The 19878-nt window shown below is 53.8% G+C and carries 17 protein-coding genes, 2 tRNA genes and 1 pseudogene; 7 read left to right on the top strand and 13 right to left on the bottom strand.

Annotation, left to right across the window (positions count from 1 at the left end; translation table 11 throughout):
* Window positions 1-67: 67 nt before the first annotated feature.
* The 5 genes from dctP (at window position 68) to DWV16_RS15300 (ending at window position 4891) form a co-directional block, all read left to right on the top strand.
* Complete coding sequence (gene dctP, locus DWV16_RS15320; protein ID WP_158572934.1) at window positions 68-1168, top strand: TRAP transporter substrate-binding protein DctP; 1101 nt, start codon at window positions 68-70, stop codon at window positions 1166-1168.
* Between the two features lie 91 nt (window positions 1169-1259).
* Window positions 1260-1808 (top strand): TRAP transporter small permease, encoded by a 549-nt coding sequence (locus DWV16_RS15315; protein ID WP_066454321.1) that lies wholly within the window; start codon window positions 1260-1262, stop codon window positions 1806-1808.
* 14 nt (window positions 1809-1822) lie between these two features.
* The gene (locus DWV16_RS15310; protein ID WP_066454330.1) at window positions 1823-3145 is read left to right on the top strand and encodes a TRAP transporter large permease; all 1323 of its coding nucleotides are present in this window, start codon (window positions 1823-1825) and stop codon (window positions 3143-3145) included.
* A 16-nt stretch (window positions 3146-3161) separates the two neighbouring features.
* Window positions 3162-4184: an aldose epimerase family protein gene (locus tag DWV16_RS15305; RefSeq protein WP_158572933.1), complete on the top strand. Its 1023-nt coding sequence runs from the start codon at window positions 3162-3164 to the stop codon at window positions 4182-4184.
* 20 nt (window positions 4185-4204) lie between these two features.
* Window positions 4205-4891, top strand: a complete 687-nt coding sequence (locus DWV16_RS15300; RefSeq protein ID WP_066454334.1) for an L-ribulose-5-phosphate 4-epimerase — start codon at window positions 4205-4207, stop codon at window positions 4889-4891.
* Window positions 4892-5063: 172 nt separating this feature from the next.
* On the opposite strand, the gene DWV16_RS15295 is transcribed toward DWV16_RS15300, so the two are convergent.
* From DWV16_RS15295 to DWV16_RS19890, 3 genes and pseudogenes are all read right to left on the bottom strand, one after another.
* Window positions 5064-5139: transfer RNA gene (locus tag DWV16_RS15295), tRNA-Ala, on the bottom strand.
* A gap of 178 nt (window positions 5140-5317) precedes the next feature.
* Complete coding sequence (locus tag DWV16_RS15290; protein WP_066454447.1) at window positions 5318-5557, bottom strand: heavy-metal-associated domain-containing protein; 240 nt, start codon at window positions 5555-5557, stop codon at window positions 5318-5320.
* 507 nt (window positions 5558-6064) lie between these two features.
* A pseudogene (locus tag DWV16_RS19890) lies at window positions 6065-6482 on the bottom strand (hypothetical protein); the annotation flags it as partial.
* A gap of 255 nt (window positions 6483-6737) precedes the next feature.
* Here DWV16_RS19890 and DWV16_RS15280 point away from each other — a divergent pair.
* A complete protein-coding gene (locus DWV16_RS15280; RefSeq protein ID WP_118480084.1) occupies window positions 6738-7358 on the top strand; it encodes a hypothetical protein in 621 nt (206 codons plus the stop codon).
* 70 nt (window positions 7359-7428) lie between these two features.
* Window positions 7429-7794 (top strand): YccF domain-containing protein, encoded by a 366-nt coding sequence (locus tag DWV16_RS15275; protein ID WP_066454455.1) that lies wholly within the window; start codon window positions 7429-7431, stop codon window positions 7792-7794.
* 45 nt (window positions 7795-7839) lie between these two features.
* On the opposite strand, the gene DWV16_RS15270 is transcribed toward DWV16_RS15275, so the two are convergent.
* From DWV16_RS15270 to DWV16_RS15225, 10 genes are all read right to left on the bottom strand, one after another.
* On the bottom strand, window positions 7840-8151 hold the full coding sequence (locus tag DWV16_RS15270) for a YbjQ family protein (RefSeq protein WP_066454458.1): 312 nt from the start codon (window positions 8149-8151) through the stop codon (window positions 7840-7842).
* The gene (locus DWV16_RS15265; RefSeq protein ID WP_066454460.1) at window positions 8132-8773 is read right to left on the bottom strand and encodes a MerR family transcriptional regulator; all 642 of its coding nucleotides are present in this window, start codon (window positions 8771-8773) and stop codon (window positions 8132-8134) included. The genes DWV16_RS15270 and DWV16_RS15265 overlap by 20 nt, the downstream gene beginning before the upstream one ends.
* Window positions 8774-8944: 171 nt before the next feature.
* A complete protein-coding gene (locus DWV16_RS15260; RefSeq protein ID WP_118480082.1) occupies window positions 8945-10654 on the bottom strand; it encodes a PepSY domain-containing protein in 1710 nt (569 codons plus the stop codon).
* A gap of 623 nt (window positions 10655-11277) precedes the next feature.
* Window positions 11278-11354 (bottom strand) — tRNA-Val (locus DWV16_RS15255).
* A gap of 74 nt (window positions 11355-11428) precedes the next feature.
* The gene (locus DWV16_RS15250) at window positions 11429-12472 is read right to left on the bottom strand and encodes a galactose ABC transporter substrate-binding protein (RefSeq protein ID WP_118480080.1); all 1044 of its coding nucleotides are present in this window, start codon (window positions 12470-12472) and stop codon (window positions 11429-11431) included.
* Between the two features lie 34 nt (window positions 12473-12506).
* The gene (locus tag DWV16_RS15245) at window positions 12507-13472 is read right to left on the bottom strand and encodes a substrate-binding domain-containing protein (protein ID WP_118480078.1); all 966 of its coding nucleotides are present in this window, start codon (window positions 13470-13472) and stop codon (window positions 12507-12509) included.
* Complete coding sequence (locus DWV16_RS15240) at window positions 13469-15283, bottom strand: cache domain-containing protein (protein WP_118480076.1); 1815 nt, start codon at window positions 15281-15283, stop codon at window positions 13469-13471. Before DWV16_RS15240 ends, DWV16_RS15245 begins: the two co-directional genes overlap by 4 nt.
* Complete coding sequence (locus DWV16_RS15235) at window positions 15276-16892, bottom strand: response regulator (RefSeq protein WP_066454650.1); 1617 nt, start codon at window positions 16890-16892, stop codon at window positions 15276-15278. The genes DWV16_RS15240 and DWV16_RS15235 overlap by 8 nt, the downstream gene beginning before the upstream one ends.
* Window positions 16893-17097: 205 nt before the next feature.
* Window positions 17098-18357 (bottom strand): galactose/methyl galactoside ABC transporter permease MglC, encoded by a 1260-nt coding sequence (gene mglC, locus DWV16_RS15230; RefSeq protein WP_118480074.1) that lies wholly within the window; start codon window positions 18355-18357, stop codon window positions 17098-17100.
* 19 nt (window positions 18358-18376) lie between these two features.
* Entirely contained in the window at window positions 18377-19876 is a 1500-nt protein-coding gene (locus DWV16_RS15225; protein WP_066454655.1) for a sugar ABC transporter ATP-binding protein, read from the bottom strand.
* Between the last annotated feature and the right edge of the window lie 2 nt (window positions 19877-19878).

Genomic DNA, 19878 nt, shown 5'->3' with positions numbered 1-19878 from the left:
ATGCCTCGGCTCGTAGCTGGCTGCCACTCTTCCGAGGCAAATATATTGTAACAGGAGGAAAATGGAAATGACAAAACGTATCCTGACAGTCGCTCTTTGCCTTATTATGGCACTGTCTGCCGTGGGCTGCGGCCAGCAGCAGGCGGCGCCGTCCAGCAGCGCGGCCCCCACAGCCAGCACGGCGCCGGCTGACACGTCCGCTCCCGATGCGGCAGCTCCCAGCGCGGATGCCCGCGTACTGAAATGGTCCGCGAACTCCCCTGAAGGCTATCCCGACTATGAATCCGCAATGCGCATCAAGGCCTATGTCGAAGAAAAAACCAACGGCGAGATCATCCTCGAGGTATATCCGGACAACATCCTCGGTGACTGGACCGTTGTTTTCGACGAAATTATGGCGGGCGGCATTGACTTCACCGCGACTTCCGTTCCCGACTACTACGATCCTCGTATCGCAGCCTGCACCCTGCCGTACCTGACCGCCACCTATGATGAGGTCGCGACTGTGTTCCGTAAGGGCGGTTACTACGACAAAGTTCTGGAAGAGTGCTATGAAGAACTGAATGTCAAGTATTTCGGCGTTTATGCCGACGGTTACTGCGGCATCGGCGTTCAGGGAGCAATCGAAAACGCCAACACTTCCGGCACCCCGAAGGGCAGCGCCATCATCCGCGTACCACCCAACAACTCGATGCTTCTCGCGGTTGAGAATCTGGGCTTCAACGTGTCCTCCATCCCGTATTCCGACACCTACACCTCCCTGCAGACCGGTGTTGTCCAGGGTTGGTGCGGCGGCCCGGTTTCCCAGCACTACGGACAGTGGCTCGATGTCGAAGACCACTACTATGACTATGACATCTGGCAGGAATCCCGCCACTACATCGCAAGTATGAAAACCTGGGAATCGCTGACTCCGGAACAGCAGCAGATTTTCACCGACATCATTCTCCAGGAAGCGGAGCTCTCGGTCAAGAATGCAGAAGAAAACGATGCGAAGTACAAAAAACTGTACGAGGAAAAAGAAGGCTATGAAATGGTCTACTTCACCGATGAGGAGAAGAAAGCATTTGCAGCCGACTGCCGCGCCAAGGTATGGCCGCAGCTCAATGAACTGTACGGCGAGGAATTCCTCACCGAACTGCTTGCTGATATCGAGGCAAACACCTGATCCAAACGCAGTATAATCGAACGAATCTGACTGGTATGGGACTCTTTATGGGTCCCATACTTAGTAAAACCACCTGTTAGGGATGTGCGAAATGAAAACTCTGAAAAAAATAAATGATATGTTTATCAGGGTAAGCGAATATATTGCGTTTATACTCAGCGCTGTAATTTGCGCCCTGATCATTTGGTGGGCCGCTAAGAGATATCTCTTCAATGGTGACTTCAGAGGGGCGGAGGAGCTCATCCTTGCGATCGCCTTCTGGATGTATTTTATTGGCGCCTATATTGCCACCCATGAGGACTCGCATATAAGCGCGGATCTTTTTACAAGTATGCTCAAGACACAGAAAGCCAAGAACATCGCGAAGCTTGTCAGGCTCGTGATCTCGCTTTTTGCTTTTGTCCTCCTCACCTGGCTTGCTTATGACTTTGTGACTTTTGACATCGTGCGCCACAAGATATCGGTCATTTTCCGTTTCCCTGTGGTATATATCCATATCGTTCTGCTTATTTCCTTTGGCATGTCCTGCCTTTATACGGTTGCGCATATCGTGAAAACGGTCATTGCCTTACGTGAAGGCAGCCCGGCCCCGGAAGACAACCGCGCAGAGCCAGGGCAGATCGCTGAAGAAAATGAATAAGCGAGGTAAATAATATGAGTTCTGTATTAATCATAGCAATTGTATTGCTGTTTGCCCTGCTGATAATCGGCGTTCCGGTCGCGCTGTCCTTCTTTCTGACCGCCATGCTGATTGCCGTAGGAAACGATGCGAGCCTGTCGCTGCTCATGTCCTTCAGTTATAAAAACACCAGCTCGATCGTCCTGCTGACTATTCCGCTGTTCATTATGGCTGGTTCCATCATGGCCTACGGCGGCATCGGCAAACAGATTATCAACGCGGCCAGCAGGCTTGTCGGAAAGCTGAAGGGCGGCCTTGCGGTTGTCGGCATTATCGCGTGTTCGATCTTTGCGGCGATCTCCGGCAGTGCCTGCGCGACCCTTTCCGCGATCGGCGGCATCATCGGTCCGATGCTCCGCGAGAAAAAATATCCGATGGGTCTTGTGGCGGCTATGCTGGCAAGCGCGGGCGTCATCGGTATCCTGATCCCGCCGAGCGGGATTATGATCCTTTACGGATGGTCAAGCTCCACATCGGTTTTGGCGTGCTTCCTGGCCGGAGCCGTTCCTGGGATCATTCTGGCAATCCTGCTTTCTCTGGTTACGCTGTTTATGCTTCGCAAGGACCCCAATATTGAGACACTCACCGGCGAAGAGCTGAAGAAGGTTCACGCTGAGCAAAAGCGCATCCGCAAGGAAAGCGGGCAGCCGGGCCCTTTCTGGGCGCTGCTGATGCCGTTTATCATCCTCGGCTGCATATACGGCGGCATCACGACCACCACCGAAGCCGCGGCCATTGCCACCGCGTATGCGATCCCCATCGGCTTCATCGTCTATAAGAAGCTCACCTGGAACGCCATGAAGGACAGCTTCATTGAAGCCGCCAAATCGACCGGTACGATCATGCTTCTGACCATCACAGTGCAGATGCTCAGCCGGATGTTCATCGACGTGAACCTGCCTAAAATTATCCTGAACGCATTCTATTCCGTCACCGACAACCGTTGGGGCATTCTAGCTATGATAAACCTGTTTTTGATTGTTCTGGGCATGCTGATGGACGACACCAGCGGCACGCTGCTGGCAACCCCGATCCTGGTCCCCATCATCAGGGAACTTGGGTTCAGCCCCGTCCATTTTGCAGCCATCCTGGCAGTCAACCTGGGCATGGGCAACATCACTCCTCCTGTGGCGCCGCTGCTTTACTTCTCCTCCCGCATCATTGACGCTCCGCTGAAGGAGATGCTCAAGCCCACCTTGATGTACTTCCTGTTTGCATGGCTTCCCACTTTGATCCTGGTCACCTTTGTGCCGGCCGTATCCACCTGGCTGCCTCAGTTGTGCGGCTATGCGATTTGAGAGGAAGGAAACAAATATGTCTGTTACGGTAAAAACCTTTGGCCATACTGCTGACGGCAGAGCGGTCCGGCAGTTTATCATCAGCGCTGCTGAAAAGCGTATGGTTTCCTTAATTGAACTTGGGGGATGCATCCAGGGGTTGTGGGTTGCCGACAAGGGCGGGAACCTCAGGGATGTTGTGCTGGGTTACGACACGGTGGCGGAATACGAGGAGAACCCCACCTTTTTTGGCGCGGTTCTCGGACGCCTGATCAGCCGGATGCCCGACTGCACCCTTCACTTTGAAGGCAGGGACTATCCGCTGGATCATATCGACGGTATGCACATGCATGGCGGCGTGAAGGGCTTTTCCCGCGTCAAGTGGGACGGTGCTGTCATTGACGATAACCAGGTACAGTTTACTTATATCAGTCCCGATGGGGAGGAGGGCTATCCCGGTGAGGTCATCGCAAAGGTCTTATACACCCTCGACGAGGACGGCCTCACCATCGATTACGACATGACCGCCGACCGGCGCACCGTGATCAACCCATCTAACCACAGTTATTTCAATCTCAATGGTCACGACAGTGGCAATATCCGCAGCCACACGCTTCGCTGTCCGGTGACGGGTTCCTTTAACCAACTCACTGAGGAACGCGCCCCGCTTTTTGAAGGGACCGATCTCAACGAAGAGCGTGTGCTGGGCGATATTTTCGACCTGCACGCCCCGTCCATGGAGGAGATGGGCGGCGGCATCGACCACAAATTTATCCTTTCTGACCTGTCTGCAAGAATCAAAGACGCCGGTACCCTTTACAGCCCCGCATCAGGCATCGAAATGCGATGCCTGACCACCATGCCGTGCATCATGATTTATACGGGCAACATGATAGACAACCTTCGTGGAAAATGCGGTTTCCACTATCAGAAACAGGCCGGCATCTGCTTTGAAACCATGCTTTTCAGTTCGCTGCACGACCTGTATGGCAGCGTTGCCATCATCGAGCCGGGCAAACATCACAGGAGCAGGACGCAGTTCCTGTTCTCCACAAGATAAACATTTTAGAGGGACAGACGATGTTGGAAGAACTCAAAAAGCAGGTTTTTGAGGCAAATCTCCTACTGCCAAAGCACGGTCTCGTTACCTTTACATGGGGCAATGCCAGCGCTGTGGACAGGGAGAGCGGAATCTTCGTCATAAAGCCCAGCGGCGTACCCTATGACAGGATGAAGGCGGAGGATATGGTCTGCATCAGTCTCGAAACCGGAGCGCGCGTGGAGGGCGAAAGGAAGCCCTCCTCCGATGCGCCGACGCATCTGGCGCTGTATCGCGCGTTTGAAAACGTTGGTGGGATTGTACATACGCACAGCCGTTGGGCGACAGTCTTTGCTCAGGCGCAGCGTGAGATTCCAGCTCTTGGTACGACCCATGCGGATTATTTCCACGGCGGTATCCCGGTGACCCGGTGCATGAAAGGCAGCGAAATCGAAGGGGAATATGAGTACAACACTGGAAAACTCATTGCAGAGGTCTTTGCTGAGCGTCCCGCGGAGGAGTGCCCCGCTGTTTTGGTTGCTGGACACGGCCCTTTCGCTTGGGGGAGTGACGCAGGCAATGCGGTTCATAATGCGGTGGTCCTGGAAGAAGTGGCGATGATGGCCTGGCATACGCTGTGTATGAACGCGGATGTTCAATTTGATGAGAGGCTGATGGACAGGCATTTTTATCGAAAACACGGTGCAAACGCTTATTATGGCCAGTGAAGTGGCGTATCCTGTTAAAATCGAAGAATTTCACCTGAAAATAGCCCCTAGAAAGCCTGGGGGCTATTGTTTTGCGCAGTTCATTGTGTCTTTGCAGAAGTGAAAAGCGAATCTATATCATGTTGAAATCGAATAGAAGAAGTCCATAACCGATAGGTTATGGACTTCTTCTTGGTGGAGACGAAGAGGATCGAACTCTCGACCTTACGGATGCGAACCGTACGCTCTCCCAGCTGAGCTACGCCCCCAATTTATTCACAGCCTGGACACAACCCGCAGACTGCAAGAGTTATTATATCATGGGAAGAAAATCATGTCAATATATTTTTCGACAGATATTTAAAAAATTGTGTTGGCGGATGTATCTGAAAAAGAAAAGCCATCCGATTGCTCGGATGGCTCAAGCTGGGATTTTGCGGTATTATGTCAGCGGGTGTGGATGTCGCTGGCATCCGCCGCAATCTGGTACCCCAGCTTGTTTAAGCGGTTTTCGATTTTGTCATAAGAGGTGCCGGAACTGTCATAATCGACTGCTACCAGATGATGTTCGGTATTGACGCTGACCGATGAAACACCGTGCAGTTGGTCAAGCTCCGATTTTACGTCCTTCAGATCGTGCTTACCGTTCAGGTTTTCAATGATAAAATAAGCGCTTTCGTTTGGCATAATATCACCTCAGAAATAGCATTCCCGATAACCTAAGAAAAAATAAGATGAAATAATTGAGATAAAAACAATGCGCTTCACATATGTGAAGCGCATTGTTTCAACTAATTGAAGCGACGCGTACAATAGAAAAGCTCCCAGTGATTGGGATATCCTGAGAAGTGCGCAGTTTCAGCCGGATATACACCTGAACAGGCGCATATTCCAAAAAGCCGCCCGTTGCGGCGATGGGATGCATATCGGTGATGCTTTGTACAGAAGAAGAATACCATATCTCATTTGAAACACCAACTATAGGGACAATTTGCATATAACCGCCTTCAGGAAGACGGGACTGAATGGCGTAAGTGAAAAGATAGATATTGCCCGGCTGCAGGATGATAACCGTTTTATCCGGTGACAGGGTAATTAAGTCGCTGTTCTTGATATTGATATCGAATACGAACATATCATTGTCGCGGTAAGTGGCAGGAGAAACGGTAAACTGTGCACAGGCATTGTTGAAAATTCCCGATGGCCCGGTTCCTCCCGTCGGACCGGTTGCGCCGGTGATACCAGTCGGACCGGTTGCGCCGGGATTGCCTTGGGGCCCAGTTGCGCCGGAAATTCCAGCGGGGCCAGTAGGCCCGGTTGCCCCGGTTTTGCCAGGCAACCCTGTCGCGCCGGTGGGTCCAGTTATACCGGCGGGCCCCATGGGCCCGATTGCACCGGTGGCTCCAGTCGGACCAGTGGGGCCGGTGATACCGCCAGTTCCGGTGCCAGCAGGCCCAGTCGGCCCGGTTGCGCCCCGCGGACCTGTCGGACCAGTAGGACCCGGAATTCCGATGCCGGCCGGCCCGGTTGCTCCAGTCTGGCCGGTCGGCCCAGGTAGCCCCATAGGTCCCTGCGGCCCTGTTGCGCCGGTGGGGCCAGTGGGCCCTGTAATGAACGGCGGGGGCGGCGGAACCGGGCAAGGGGGGACCGGTGGCGGGCAGGGGCTGCCGCAATTGTGGTTGGCAGGATGTCTATATTGATGATAAGAATTCATGTCTGATGCCTCCTTGGGATGAATCCCTCCTTCATCCTATGCGCGAAGACGGAAAACGGACTTTAACCGGGAGGAAAAGATCTGGGCAAGGCAGTGAAAGGGGTATCTTGTGTGCACTAATAGGGTGAATACAAGAGAAAAGGAATGGTGGCTATGAAACGCGGTTTCTCCCAATATCTCCTGTTGCTTGGAATTTGCGCCTGCCTTTTATTGAGCGCATGCGGCAAGAAAGTATTGATCGGTACACCGCCGCAAACTGCATTTCCACCCGCGGCCGCATCTGAAACGCAAGCTTTCTCCTCCATGCCGCCGGGTTTGGATTCACAAACTACCGGCAGCCTGAGCGATGAAGAACAGCGTATGGTTGACGCATATCTGGTGATTTTCGATTGGATTTACCAGGAGGACCCCGCGCTCAATACCGAGATTAAAAAGATCGCGGTCGATACCGCCGGGATGCAGAATCTGACCACGCCTGCAAAGGAGGCTCTGTTCGCCGGGCTGGAAAGCTACGGCTGCGAGCTGCTCGACAAAAGTTATGCGCAGCTGAAGGAGGAAGGTTATCTCACGGTGGAGGAATCTGGTCGGCCGGGCGGATTTGCGGATGGGATTCTGGTTTCAATTGAGGATGAGCCATATACGGATGGGAAGATCCGCTTCAACGTAGAAAAATGGCGCGGCCCGCTTGGCGCGGTGATGTTTCACGGCAATCTGATTGCGTGGGACGGAAATGCCTGGCAGGTTACCGAAAAAGGGGATATGATGATGGCTTGAGTGAGGAACAGGATTTCCCGGTTGAAGCCAGAAGGCGCTTTAAATCGTTTCTTTAAAAGGAGGGATAGAGATGGGATGCCTTGGAAATCTGCTTTGGTTTTTATTTGGGGGACTCTGGATGGGGCTTGGATGGCTGGCGACCGGAGTTCTGTGGTGTATCACGATTGTGGGAATCCCAGTCGGAACCCAGTGCTTTAAATTCGCACAGCTCGCCTTTTTTCCTTTTGGAAAGGAGGTTCAATATGGCGGCGGCGCGGTTTCGCTTTTGCTCAACATCCTGTGGCTGATCTTCGGCGGGATTCCGCTTGCTGTCGGATCGGCAGTCAACGGCTGCCTTTTCTGTATCACAATTATTGGCATCCCGTTTGGCAAACAGTGCTTCAAGATGGCACAGCTTGCCCTGATGCCGTTTGGGGCTTCGGTCATCTGCAAATAACCTGTCAAAAGCCTCCGCGGCATGCCGCGGAGGCTTTTAGGGGAATTATTTATATTTGACAGCGGTTCCGTAGGCGATGACCTCGGCCGCGCCCTGCATCACTGATGACGAGGCGTAGCGCATATTGAGAACCGCGTCCGCGCCAAGCGCTTCGGCTTCGTCAACCATGCGTTTGACGGCGATCTGCCGCGCCTGATTGAGCATTTCGGTGTAGCCGGTGATCTCACCGCCCACCAGGGTTTTCATCCCGGCCATGAAGTCCTTGCCAAAGTTTTTCGACTGGACGACATTCCCTTTCACAAGTCCCAGAACTTCAAATTCCTTCCCTGGGATATAATCAATATTTACCAGCAGCATCTTCTTCTCCTCCTTGAATTTCTTTGATCCGCTGAATGAGTGCCAATACGGCGCCAACGCCCACTGCGATGGGAATCAAGGCGACCAATGCTACGACAAAGATGGGCGCGTGCTCGACAGAGAAACCCCAGAGAATGATTCCGAGTAGCCATCCCAAAAGCCCCAGCACCAATGCTGTTACAACGATTGGCGCGATGTATTTTTTCTTGCGGTCCTGCTTGCCGATGTTCATAAAACTGACTCCCTCCTGTTCCATCTGTTCCATTTCCCGTAGATAGCTCTCCGCATCCAATGTGTCAAGCGCCGTTTCTCTGTCAAGCAGGCGGGAACAGAAAAGCTGGATTTGTTTGATATTTTTTTCTTCCCGTTCCAAAAGAATCAGATGGCGGCGCAGAGCGTCGGCCATTGTGAGGGAGCCGGAAAGCATCTGCCGGATTTCAACAATCGGGACCGCAAGCTTACGCAGCAGCTTGATCTGACGCAGACGTGACACGTCTATGTCGGAATAATCCCGATAGCCGTTTTCACTGTTCCTTCTGGGGGAAAGCAGCCCTTCTTTTTCATAAAAGCGGATATTCTTTTTTGGAATACCCGCGAGCTGTTCCACTTCATTGATTTTCATGATTCCCACCTCTTTGCCATCAGTGTACACCTTCCATAAAGGGGAATGTCAAGTATTTTTCCCAAAATTCATGCCGTTTTGCGCTTTTTTCTTCTTTTTCGGACAGCCAGATAAAAAAGGTTCCCGATGCAGCCGCATCGGGAACCTTTTTTGATTTTTATAAGGTGTGCTTCAGTCGTCCCAGCCGTCGTCATCGTCATCGTACCGGTTGTCGTCATCGTCGTCATCGTCATCGTCGTCATCGTCATCGTCGTCATCGTCATCGTCGTCATCGTCGTCATCGTCGTCGCCATACCGGTCATCGTCGTACCGATCGTCATCATTCCGATCGGTTTCCCATTTCAGGATTTCCCCGGTGTACGCATCAATCTTGAATTCATATTCGATATTTCCATTGCGCATTTCACCCTCGTAATGCGCGCGGTCGTCCCAGTCGTCGTCATCGTTGTCGAGGGAGATTTCCACAAGCGCGGTGCCGCTGGGGGCTTTCTCGAGCGCGATCTTCTTGGCGCGGTCGAGGCTGATGTAGTCCTTCGATGAAGAGGAAACGGCCTTTTCGTCAGCCTCCCACTTGATGACCTTTCCGGTGTATGCGTCGATTTCAAACTCATATTCGGTGTTTCCTTTGCGCACTTCGCCCTCGTAGTGCGCGCGGCCGTCCCGGTCGGCGTCATCGTCGAGGGAGATTTCCACAAGCGCGGTGCCGCTGGGGGCTTTCTCGAGCGCGATCTTCTTGGCGCGGTCGAGGCTGATGTAGTCCTTCGATGAAGAGGAAACGGACTTTTCGTCAGCCTCCCACTTGATGACCTTTCCGGTGTATGCGTCGATTTCAAACTCATATTCGGTGTTTCCTTTGCGCACTTCGCCCTCGTAGTGCGCGCGGCCGTCCCGGTCGACGTCATCGTCGAGGGAGATTTCCTCAAGCGCGGCGCCGCTGGGGGCTTTCTCGAGCGCGATCTTCTTGGCGCGGGCGAGGCAGATGTAGTCCTTCGATGAAGAGGAAACGGACGTTTCGTCAGCCTCCCACTTGATGGCCTTTCCGGTGGATGCGTCGCTTTCAAACTCATATTCGGTGATTCCTTTGCGCACTTCGCCCTCGCAGTGCGCGCGGCCGTCCCGGTCGTCGTCATCGTCGAGGGAGATTTCCACAAGCGCGGCGCCGCTGGGGGCTTTCTCGAGCGCGATCTTCTTGGCGCGGTCGAGGCTGATGACTTTATCGGAAGGCGCGTGGTTGGAAGGCAGATCGTCCACGTCGTCCCAATCGATCAAAAGATCGCCCAGATCGATTTTATTCTCGTTTGCGTAGGCGACCAGCTGGGAAACCGAAACATCGGCAAACTTGGCGATATCTTCCAGGTCATCGCTATCGTCCAGCAGGCGGCGGATCATGGCGAGCTTTCCGGCGGAGATCTTGCTTTCCTCTGCCACAGTTCGATCGTCGTCGGTGATCTTGACGAGTTGGTTCAGGATACCGACCTGCAGGTTGCGATGGTCAAGATACCCCTGAATGGACTGGTTGACTTTTTTGAGCAGGGGGGCCGAAAGCTTATTGTCTTGCACAGTGATCAGGATATCATCATTTTTTCCATCGAGGTAACCGAAGTAGATCATCCGATCGACCAGATCCTCGATGACATCGTCAAGGTCCCGATCGGTGAGTTTATAGCCTTCGAGCAATTTTTTGGCATCAGCGTTGGACGCTTTTAGGGAAACCACCTTATCCAGCCGGTTGGTTTGAATCTCAATGCTGGGGTTGAGGTCGATTGCAAGAAAGTTCACCGGAGTGGTGAGATAAAAATAGAGTGCGCCTGCCGCAAACAAAACGGCAGCCAGCAGCCCGAAAAGAATTCCCCGTTTTTTATGGATACAGTTGGTGTTCATGATTTTAATCTCCTCTCAGTCTTGGTACGTTGGTTGGCCGTACGTGCCTTTCATCCGTATAATGCGGCAGGAGATCTGTTTATTGCAAGATTAAAAAATTTTTTTATGGTTTTATATAAGCGTACCCTTCCGACTGCTTCAACGTGATCCCGCTCCCGGCTGATACCCGTTTCCATAACAGCGTACAGTGTGGCATTGGAGCTGCTCATATAAATAGGTCATAAAACGTACGGAGATTAAAAAAATATTGGATTTGTGTGACTGAGTCTGTGACTGAAAAATTTGGATGTGAAAATGACAGCATGAAAGAATGACATTTTAATTTTGAGAAAATGCAAAAAATCGTTAAAATGCAAAAATACCCGCAAAATAGCGGGCATCTTTGCAGGAAAACAATATTCTCGTTGCTCCGAGTGCTTATAGCTTACCATACTTTAGCAGATAAATTCAAGAGGTGATGCCAATATTTGTAAGAATAAATAAATCGGTCACAAATAATTTGTATAAGAGAGATAGGTGTAATGACATGTGACTGGAGGGGCGGCCGGACATTTTTTTAATCTATAATTCCCAAAGGCAGAAAATAGATGAAAAACGGCCCTGCAGATTTCTGCAAGGCCGTTTGGTGGGAACACGGGGACTCGAACCCTGGACTTCCTGCGTGTGATGCAGGCACTCTAACCAGCTGAGCTATGCTCCCGTCACGAATGATATTATATCATTTTGGACGGGCGTTGTAAAGCCCCAATCGAAAAAAATCTTCCTGAAAGCCAATCAATCTGCAAGAGCGTCCTCTACATTTTCGATGGTGACCATCCGGTGCGGCATCCAGACATATCTGCCTTCAAGCTGTGGAACCGTTTCAGCGGGATCTTTACCGGTTGCCAGCGCGTAGGCAATCTCGAAGATCGCCTGGGCCTGGCCTTTGGAATCGTTGAGCACTGTTCCGGCGAGCGTTCCGTTGCGCACAGCCTCTAACGCGGGTGGGGTTGCGTCGATCCCAACGATGACCGGGAGCGGGATTTCGGCCGCCCGGTATGCGTCGATTGCGCCGAGCGCCATATCGTCGTTATTTGAGAATACCACTTCGATTGCGTCGCCGAATTCCTCGATCCAGAGCGCCGTCTTGGCGGAGGCCTGCGCGCGCTGCCAGTTTGCAGTGTCGTTGGCCAGTTTATCCACGCGGATATTGGAGGCGAGTAATGTCTTGATGGTGTATTCGGTGCGGATAGCCGCATCCTGATGGCCCGGTTCACCTTCCAGCATCACATACTGAATTTTTCTATCGCCGTTACGGTCAACTGCGTCTGGATCCGCGTCGTAAAGATTCACCACGATATTGCCCTGCATCATTCCGGATTCGCTCGGATCGGAACCGACATAATAGAGCTTATCCCAGCGCTGCATATCCTCACTGACCGGTTCACGGTTGAAAAAGATTGCCGGAATGTCCGCCGCCATGGCCTTGTCAATGATAACCGACGCTGCGGTGCGGTCGACTTCGTTGACACAGATCACATCATATCCCTGGGAGAGGAATTTGTCCACCTGATCGTTCTGGATTCCCTGGTTGCCCTTGGCATCCATGATATTGACCGAAATCTTTACGTTGTCCGCCGCCTCGCGGGCTTTGGCGGCCTCCACAAAATGATCCCGCACGGTGGCAATGAAGGTATCATCCTGCTTATAAAGGGTCATGCCGATCTTGATCTGGGTCAGCTTCGCATCCGGCTTCGAGCCGGTGCATCCGCCAATCGTACCCATCAGGCAGAGGGCCGACGCAAGGGCGGCGGCACGCAGCATCCAATGTCGTTTCATAGGATTACCTCCTGCGAATTCATTCGGTCGGGTGTCAGCGTACAAAGGGGAAGAGCAGGCGCTGGTTGTCAATGTCATACATATTAGAACGGTTGATCACCCGGTGTTCGAGCGTGGTGACCGGCGGGACAGGCTGCTTTCTGATCGCCTTCACCGCGGCCTGCACCCCCAGATAGCCAATGCCAAATTCGTTTTGCACAATGGTGGCGCTGATCACATCCTGCTCAATAAAGGAAGCTACCTTGCCGGTTGCGCCGATACCAAACAGGTCAAGATAGGTGGATTTTTCATTCGCTGCCGCCTGTGCAGCCGCCTCGAGCGCCGCGAGATCGAGGGTCACGACCACGTCTACATCCCGCTCGGAAAGCCTGTGTTCGAGCTCCTCGACAGCCCCGGCAGTGTTGTTTGGGATCGTCCAGAGGCCGATTTCGCCGCCGATGGGCCCCAGGATGCTCATCAGCCCTTCCATCCGCTGCTGGACGTTATTGCAGCCCTGTGAGGAATTGATCACCGCGAGCCGCTTGCGCGAGTTGCCGGAGGAGAGGATCTCCTCCCCGAGCTGCACGCCCATCTCGTAGTTGTCGGCCGAGATATACGAAGTGACCGCGGGGCTTTCGACATTTGACTCGATGCAAATTACCGGCACTTTTTCCGCAATCTGATCCACTGCCGGGGCAAGTCCGGCGGAATCGGCGGCGGAGAGGACGATCGCATCAACGCCGCTTTCCAGCTCGCGGTGCAACAGAAAAATCTGTTCGTCAAGGTCATTTTCTTCCGAAAGGGTGATAAAGCTCAGGTCCACATTCATTTCGTTCGCCGCCTGGTCGGCGCCCTGTTTGATTCCTTCCCAGCTGTCGGAGTTTTTTCCGCGTACGATCACCGAGATGTTGTAGACCTCGGGAGGACGCTTTTCTCCAAGCATATCGAACATCAGGATCAGGAAAGATACCCCAAAGCCCGCGAGGATCAGCAGGAATATCAAAATTCTGCGCCTGGTCATCTGCCCGTCACCTCCTTCGTCGTGTCCGGCGTATCGAAGGGGACCTTCGGCAGGCGGATGCGCACCGTGGTACCAACGTCCGGTTCGCTCAGGATGGTGAGCCCGTAGTCCTTGCCGTAGGTGAGCTGGATGCGCTGATGGACATTGCGCAGGCCGATGCCGGAGCCCTTCGAGCGCACGCGTGTCTCGTCGGTGAGCAGCGTGCGGCAGATTTCCGCCGGGATTCCAGAGCCGTTGTCGATGACATCCACATAAAGCCCGTCCTCCAGCAAATAGGTCTTGACCAGCAGTTCGCCGTCACCGTCCATAAACTCCATCCCGTGATAGATGGCGTTTTCCAAAAGCGGCTGGACGATCAGTTTGATGGTTGAAAGCCGCAGCGTTTCGGGCGCGGCGTCTATCTTAAAAGTGAATTTGTTCTTGTAGCGCATCTGCTGGATGGTCATATAGTTGCGGGCATGTTCCAGCTCATCTGAAAGCGGGATGATATTGCGGCCCTTGCTCAGCGAGATGCGGAACAGCCGCGCCAGCGCGGTGACCATCGAGATGGCCTCCGGATAGCGTTCGTTTTCAATCATCCAGATGATCGAGTCGAGCGTGTTATAAAGGAAATGCGGATTGATTTGGCTTTGCAGCGCGTCGAGCTCGCTCTTGCGTTTCGATTCCTGCTCGACGACGATGTCGTCCATCAGTTTGCGCATCTGCGCCACCATCGAACGGATCGTCTTGCCCAGATGCTGGATCTCATACGATCCACCGATTGCGATCTTGACGCTGAGATCGCCCTGCTCCAGCTTTTTGACCGAAGCTTCCAGCCGTTTAATGGGATCGGCGATGCGTGAGGAAACGAAGAGGTTGGCGAAGATCATCAGGAAGATGGTGAAAAACAGAATGAACACCGCAAAGGCGCGGAAATGATAGTAGCTGGAGGTGATGTCGTCCACCGGCGTGACCCCAACGATTTTCCATCCGGTATAACCGACCGTTTTGACGGTCACAACCCGTTCGTCCCCCTGGTAGTTTTCCAGATGGTTGCCGTCCTGATACCCGGCGGCGGTGAGGTTGTTTTCGGTGGTGAGGTTCGAGAAGATCAGCTGCTGACGCGGATGGTAGATGATCTCCCCATTGGAATCGATGAGATAGACATAGCCGTTCCCACCGAGCGTGACATTTTTAAAGAGCTGTTCAATGCCGGAAAAGTTCATGTCGACCAGCAGCACGCCGTGCCGGACATTCCCGTCGAAAGTCAGTTCGACAGCGCGGGAGAGGGAGACCACCCACCGGTAGCGGAAATCCGGGTCCTCAAACAGATTTTGCACATGCGGCGCGGAAAAATGCAGGTTCTCGATCTTTCCCATCGCGCGGATGAACCATTCCTGATCCTGCGGGCGGACGGTCTTTTTCAGCTTCGAGAGCGGCGAGGCCGCTACAAGCTGCCCGTCGTCGTCCACCAGCACAATGCTCACCAGCAGGTCACGGTTGGTTTCGTAAAGCAGGTCCATGGCCGGATCAATCGAATCGGATGCCAGGTCGGCGTTTTTGATAACCCGGTAGTACATCGCGTCCGAAATGCGCATCATATTGCGCAGGTAGACGTCGATATTCATATTGACCTGGTTGATGACCCGTTTATTGTCCTCCTCGACCATGTTCTGCGTGGAAGCGGCAAAGCGCAAGTATAAAGCCATCCCCAAGAACAGCATCCCGGTGATCGCCACAATTGTAAACGAGATCGAGATCATGTACTGGATGTTTCTTTTCTGGAACGCTTTGAAAAACTGGCGTATCCGCGCGCGGATCGCTTTAACCATTGCCTGCTCCTTTGCTGCTGCGGTATTTTGTCGGGGACATCCCAAACTGCTTCTTAAAGACGTAACTGAAATAGTTCGGCTCGGAATAGCCGACCTTCAGAGAGATTTCATAGGTTTTGTCCTCGGTGGTGGAAAGCAGCTTGATCGCTTCCTCCATGCGGACCTGGGTCAGATAGGTGACAAAGCTCATCCCGGTTTCCTTTTTGAACAGTGTGGAGAAATAAGCGGGTGAGACATGCAGATGGTCACAGAGCATCTCGACTGAGATGTCAAAATTTGCAAAATTTTCCGCGATGAACTGTTTGGCGCGTTCAGCAATCGCTTTGGAGGAGTTGGTGCGCTCACGCCGGATAAGCGAAGAAATTTTCAGGCAGGTTTCATTGAACCAGCTGCCGAGCGCATCAAGCGAATCGAACCGCGAGAGATGGAAGTTTCCGTCGAAATCCGGGCCGAACACCTCGGTGATGTCAATTTGATAGGTGCGGATGATCTTGATCAGCTCCGCCATCATTTCCATGAAATAGAGCTGATACTGTCCCAGCGGCAGCCGTGAAGCGCGAAAACAGCCGATCATCTGCTCGACGGCCCGGGAAATGTCGTCCGGCGAGCCGATTTTGATGGCGGAAAGCAGGGCGCGCTCATCCTGCTCGTCAAACTGCAGCTGCGCGGCCGGATCGGGTTCGATGTCGTCGATATAGATTGCGCGCCCGGAACCCATGAGCACCCGGTAGTCAAGCGCGCCGCGCGCGCCGTCCGCCGCATGATGCAGGTCGGCGAGGCTGTCCACCGGGGAGCCGATCCCCACTGTCACAGTGAGCTCCAGAAAACGCCGGGCCAGCTTGCAAATCTGGTTCATGCCGTCGATGAGCGAAAGCACCTGGGAGCGTGCGTCGAAGGAGGCGACCACCGCGATGTGATCGTTATACATCAGGCTTTTGAAGCAGCACCGCCGGCCCAGGTTTTCATCGACCAGCTGCTTGATCGACAGCGGGATCAGCTCCTGTTCGCCAATGGGCGTCTTTTCGGCCGAATCGGTGTCATATTGGAGAATGGCCGCCGTCCAAAAGCTTCCGGAGAGATCGATCTCGTAACGTTCGGCCTGCTCCCGGATACGGGCTTCGGAAACGCGCCCATCCAGAAGCTGGCAGTAGAACTGCTCGCGCAAAAGCGGCAGGGAGGAAGCATAATGTTCCCGCAGCCGCTGTATGTTGCGTTTTTCCGCGAACTGGGCGTCGAGCTGGCCGCGGATCTTTTGCAGCACCGCGGTCAGTTCCCGCGCGTTGATCGGCTTGAGGATATATTCCGCGGCCCCCATCTGGATCGCTTTCTGTGCATACTCGAAATCGTCAAAGCCGGAGAAGATGAGCAGTTTGATGCCCGGCATCGTTTCGGTCAGCCGCCGCCCAAGCGTGAGCCCGTCCATAAACGGCATCTTGATATCGGTCATCACCACGTCCGGATGGAGCGCTTCTGCCAGTTCAAGCGCTTCCTGGCCGTTCTCGGCCGTGCCGACCAGCGCAAAGCCGTTTTGCTCCCAGTCGATTTTGCGTTTGATCCCTTCACGGATCTCCTCTTCGTCGTCAACGAGCATAATGCGGTACAGGGCCACGGGAATCCTCCTTTTGATGCGTCCTGCATAAATTGGGGCGCAATAATCCACGCTTATTGTACCATTTTATAGTGGAAAAGAAAAGAGGCAGTCTTTGCCTGCCGAAATTCCGGCGGGGTGGGAAAAACACGGCGGCCGGGCCCCTTTCGGAACCCGGCCGCCGGTGTGCTGGAACCACAGGGTTTCCCCCGTGGGTGAACAAGCCTTATTTTTTGCGGTATTTGCCCATATCGATCGCAACCGCGACCGCGATGATGATCCCTTTGATGACCTGCTGCCACATCGGGGAAACGTTGATAAACTGCAGGCCGTACTGGATGACTGAGAAGATCAGAACGCCGGACACGATGCCGCCAACCCTTCCGACGCCTCCGTTTAAGGACACGCCGCCGACGACGCACGCCGCGATGGCGTCGAGCTCATAACCGTTGCCGTAGTTGTTGGTAGCGCCCGCGGTGCGCGCGCCTTCGAGCACGCCTGCCACGCCGTACAGGCAGGAGGCCAGGATGAAGATGCCCATGATGGTTTTGAAGACGTTGACGCCCGAAACGACCGCCGCTTCACGGTTGCCGCCGATTGCGTAGACGTTCTTGCCAAACACGGTCTTATTGAGGACGAACCAGATGATTACACAGATGATAAGTGCGATCGGCACCAGGATCGAAACGCCGGGGAAGGGTTTGCCGTCGATCATAAAGGCGCCTTCGAGCAGTTTTTTCTGGCCGATGATCGCAAAGTCCGGACGCACGCCGCCGATCGGCTGGGAGTTATTCGGCTCCATGTCGAAGTAGAGCGAGCAGGCGCCGTAGATCATGACCTGTACCGCCAGCGTTGCAATGAACGGGTGCATATCATATTTCGCGACGAGGAAGCCGTTCAGGGTTCCGAAGAGCATGCAGGCGACGATTGCCGCGATGATCGGCAGGATAATCGGCAGCTGCGGCAGGTCGGGATAGAAACGGTTCGCATAATCGACTGTCTGGAGCATCGAAGTCGAGATGACCGCGGCCAGGCCGACCATGCGGCCGGCGGAAAGGTCGGTACCGGCGATCAAAAGGGTAAAGCAGATACCGAGCGCGATGATCAGCTTGGTGGAGGACTGAGTCAGGATATCAAGCACAACGCGGATCTGCATGAAGCGCGTTTCAATAAAGCAGATGACGATGACCAGGATGAGCAGCGCGAGAATGATCGCGTTGTTGGTGAGAAAGGCCTTGACAGTTTTGGTGGAAAAGACGACTTCCTTACCGAGCCGGTCTGCGTTGCGCAGCTGGAACGCGCCGTAGATCGCAACGATCAGGCCGATTCCCATGAGAAGCCACGGCAGGTCGAAGATGACCTGGCGCAGCGCGCCGCCGCCTGTGATATCAGCGATTTTCAAAGCGATTCCGATTGCGGCAATTACGATGCCAGCGATGATAAACGCGAAGGAGTAGGTCCTGCGCGGGATAATTTTTTCGTTCATTCCGATTGCCTCACTTTCCTTATTTAATGAATTGTGTCGCCAGGCGCATGACTTCCACCTGATTGAACTGATCCGGTTCGAGGAAGCCCGAAACCCGTCCTTCGCACATGACCATGACCCGGTCCGCCATACCGAGCAGTTCCGGCATTTCGGAAGAGATCATAATGATCGATTTTCCCTGTGCGATCAGTTCGAGCATGATCGAATAGATTTCATACTTTGCGCCGACGTCGATGCCGCGCGTGGGTTCGTCCAGAATCAGGATATCCGGGTGGGTCAGCAGCCAGCGGGCAATCAGGACTTTCTGCTGGTTACCGCCGGAGAGGTTCTGCATGAGGGTTTCAAGCGAAGGGGTCTTTACGTTCAGCTGCTTGCAGGAATCCTGCGCGGCATCCGCGCGTTTTTTCTGTTTAAGCACGCCGTGGCTGGCATAATCCTTCTGGCTTGCGATAACGGTGTTGTCAAGTACCGAGAGGATGCCGAACACGCCGGTCGCGCGCCGTTCCTCGGTGAGCAGGGCGATACCGTGTTCCTTCGCGTCGCGCACCGACTTCACCTTGAAGGGCTGGCCGTCCTTTTCCACGGTGCCGGATTCGATGTCACGCAGGCCGAACAGCGCTTCGACCAGTTCGGTGCGCTGTGCGCCGACCAGGCCGCCGATGCCGAGGATTTCACCCTTGTGCAGATCAAAATTGACATGCTGGAAGGATTTTGGCAGCGGGGAACAGAGGTCGCGGACGCTGAGCACCACTTCTTTGCCCGGGGTATGTGTTTTGGGCGGGAAGCGGTTGGTCATGTCGCGGCCGACCATGCGGTTGATAATGAGGTCGGTGGTCAGCTCGCTTGCCGGCCAGGTGCCGACGTATTGGCCGTCGCGCATGATGGTGACTTCGTCCGAGATGCGCAGGATCTCCTCCATCTTGTGGGAGATGTAGATGATCGCGCGCCCCTCGCTGCGCAGTTTATTGATAATCTTGAAAAGATGTTCGGTTTCATTGTCGGTGAGGGATGAGGTTGGCTCATCCATGATGATGATTTTCGAGTTGTAGCTGACAGCCCGTGCGATTTCAACGAGCTGTAAAGTGGATGCAGAAAGCTCTCCTGCCATGATTTCCGGGTTGATGTCGAGGTCAACCTGCTCGAAGAGCTCTTTGGTCTTGCGGATCATTTCCTTTTTGTCGACCGCGATCCCTTTCATTGGAAACCGGCCGAGCCAGATGTTTTCCATAACCGGCCGGAACCGGATGGGATGCAGCTCCTGATGGATCATCGAAACCCCGAGATCCAGGGCCTGCTTTGACGTGTTGATGAGTTCCTTTTTGCCGTCAAGAATGATCTCTCCGCCGTCTTCGTGATAGATGCCGAAGAGACACTTCATCAGGGTAGATTTTCCGGCGCCGTTTTCACCCATCAGCGCATGCACGGTGCCCGGCCGCACTTTTAAAGTGACGCCGTCCAATGCCTTGACGCCTGGGAAAACTTTTGTGATGTTGTTCATTTCCAGCACATATTCGCCCACAC

Origin of the sequence: Anaerotruncus sp. AF02-27 (assembly GCF_003465835.1) — a bacterium.
GTDB classification, from domain to species: domain Bacteria; phylum Bacillota; class Clostridia; order Oscillospirales; family Ruminococcaceae; genus Anaerotruncus; species Anaerotruncus rubiinfantis.
Note: the sequence above shows the minus strand (reverse complement) of the source record. Positions and strands in the feature narration are given on the sequence as shown.